We start from the raw sequence: 2,324 nt of genomic DNA on the forward strand, positions 1-2,324 counted from the left end.
GCCAACATCGCCCGCGCCACCCGACGCGCCAACCGCCGCCCCCACGACCTCATCACCGCCGTGACCAGCAGCATCCCGACAACGCAATGACCCTGGGCTTGTACCCCGGTACTGGGACGCTCCGCAGCCGCCCTACCCGCGCCCGTTCTGGCGTGTGCTGCTCCAGCGCCACGCGGCGCTGCCAGCGGCGGAGGCCGAACCGTCCTTGTGCGCCCTGCCGCTGACGCTGCGACCCTTCATGGATACCCCCAACTCGCGAGGGCTCGGAGCCCAGAGTTTCAAGGTGGGTGGTACTCCTTCCTGGGCGCAGGATCCCGAGTACTACAGGTGCGCGTGCGGCGCCGATCTGGTGTACGTCTGCCAGGTGCCGGAGGGCATGGAGTTCGCCGTCCACCCCGGCCAGCCAGAGCAGCCCTACAGCATCCGCGCCGACACCTACTGGCTGTTTCTTGGCAACGAGGTCTACCTGCTGGCGTGCCCGGCCCACTGCGATCCGGCGGCGGTCTGGCCGGTGAACCAGAACTGACCCCTCCGCATCACCGACCTGCACACCTCCATCACCGCCGATTCCGCTACAACGAGCAGGTCAGCCAACACTCCATAGATCACTTACGGGACAACCCGTAGATCGGCAGCACCAAGTCAGGATCAAACGCCCGGCGACCGACCGCACGATCGCTGGTCTGCGACGCACTCACGGCGGCGTTCTGCCGACACCCAGACATCCGCTCATCGGCACGAGCGGGCGGCGCAGCCCGTCGGGCGAGGGTTGCACAACGTAGCGCCCGGTCGGCGGCAAAAGAGGACGGTCTAGTTGTCGCCTCGGTGTCCGTCGCGGACCACCGCTAACCCGCCGACCCGGGTCGTGATGCCCGCCGGCCCGCGTCGGGCCGAAGCGAGCACGCTGGCCGGTCGACCGAGGGTCTCACCCTGCTCCACCTCGATCGCGACCGTCTGTGCCCCTGTCGTGTCGAGCAGGTGGGCGGCCAGGCAGCCGGTGCTGTTGGCGTTGGCGACGTCCTCGTCGACACCGATCGCCGGCGCGAACATCCGCGCCGCACCCGGTCGGTCGCCCACCGGCGGTACGTACACGAAACAGCCGAGGAGCCCGTACCGCCGGCACGCCGCTGTCAGCCTGCCGAGGTGTGGGCAGACTCGGAGCAGCGCCGACCGGTCGTGGACCGGTACCAGCATGCGTGGTGCGCCGGGCGCGGCGATCCGTGGCGCGTCGGTCGGATGCGGATCGTCCGCGGTGAGCCCGAGCGCGGCGACGATCGCGGCGCGCTCGTCCGGTGCCGGGTGACGCAGCGCGACGAGGCCCTGGTCGAACCACACCTCGATGCCGGCGGGGCGGCGGATCGCGACGGTGTCGAACGTGCGCCCGCCGGTGTGTTGGCGGTCGTTCAGCTCGCCCAGCGCGGTGCGGGTCAACCGGACGGCCTGCGCGGCAACGGTGCCGTGGCCGCAGCCGGACAGTTCGGCGGTGGCGGTGAAGAACCGGACCGGCCAGCCACCGTCCGGCGTCCGCCCCGGGCCGAGGAACGCCGCGTGCGAGGTGCCGGCCGCAGCAGCGACCGCACGCCGGTCCGCGTCCGTCGCCGCCGGGTCGTCGTCGGTGACGGCCGTGGGGCTGCCGCCCCGGCCGTCGCGCCGCACGCACGCATCAACCACCGTGACATCCGGCCAGGACATGGGCCCACCTCTGACGCTCAACGAACCGGCAACCGCGAACGGCGTCTGCCGATGGCCGGACCTGGCCGCGACGGCCGACCGAACGCGTCCCGGAGCGTACCGGCCTGCCTCAGCCGGTGCCGTCCTGCACCGGATAGTGGATGATGACCGCACCGCCGGTGGCGTAGTTGGCGACATCGGCGGCCACCCGCTGGCCTTGCGGCGACGCCCGCGCCGCGGCCATGGCGGCGGCGTCAGCGAAGTCGCCTTCGAAGACCGCGAAATACGGCGCTTCTCCCTTGGTCGCCGCCACGTCGAAACTGTAGCGCCACGCAAGCAGGCCGGGCAGATTCATGACCAGTGGAAGGTGGTTGGTCACGTAGTAGTCGCGGAAGTGGTCAGGGTCGGCGGGCTTGGAATACAGGACCACCAACTTATGCATGACGACCTCCGTCCAGAGACGAGACCATAACACTCCGGGTGACCTGGGAGCTCCTGCTATGAACCAGGGACGACACGGAACGGTTCGGATCGCCTCAAGATCCAATGCACTGTCATCGGCTACTTAGAGACTTTGCGCAGGATCGGTGTCCGGCCAGACTCGGTCCAGGTGCTCGGCGAGACGCTCCCACATTGCGGCTGCCCACCGGTGT

3 protein-coding genes are annotated in these 2,324 nt (G+C 69.8%); 1 reads left to right on the forward strand and 2 read right to left on the reverse strand.

What is annotated here, in order from left to right; genetic code table 11:
* The first annotated feature begins 283 nt into the window (after nt 1-283).
* Nucleotides 284-526, forward strand: coding sequence for a hypothetical protein (locus tag ABZU69_RS37030; protein ID WP_354968860.1), 243 nt, complete (start codon nt 284-286; stop codon nt 524-526).
* A gap of 284 nt (nt 527-810) precedes the next feature.
* Here the strand turns inward: ABZU69_RS37030 and ABZU69_RS37035 are convergent, their stop codons facing one another.
* Nucleotides 811-1,692: a PhzF family phenazine biosynthesis isomerase gene (locus ABZU69_RS37035; RefSeq protein WP_354968861.1), complete on the reverse strand. Its 882-nt coding sequence runs from the start codon at nt 1,690-1,692 to the stop codon at nt 811-813.
* A 109-nt stretch (nt 1,693-1,801) separates the two neighbouring features.
* Nucleotides 1,802-2,113 carry an EthD family reductase gene (locus tag ABZU69_RS37040; RefSeq protein WP_354968862.1) on the reverse strand — a complete coding sequence of 104 codons (312 nt, stop codon included), beginning with the start codon at nt 2,111-2,113 and terminating at the stop codon, nt 1,802-1,804.
* Nucleotides 2,114-2,324: the final 211 nt, after the last annotated feature.

Origin of the sequence: Micromonospora sp. NPDC005206, assembly GCF_040608175.1 — a bacterium.
Taxonomy (GTDB): domain Bacteria; phylum Actinomycetota; class Actinomycetes; order Mycobacteriales; family Micromonosporaceae; genus Micromonospora.

Bases quoted from the DNA above. Each gene is read 5' to 3' on its own strand.
- ABZU69_RS37040 (WP_354968862.1), bottom strand. From the start codon at position 2,113: ATGCATAAGTTGGTGGTCCTGTATTCCAAGCCCGCCGACCCTGACCAC.
- ABZU69_RS37035 (WP_354968861.1), bottom strand. From the start codon at position 1,692: ATGTCCTGGCCGGATGTCACGGTGGTTGATGCGTGCGTGCGGCGCGAC.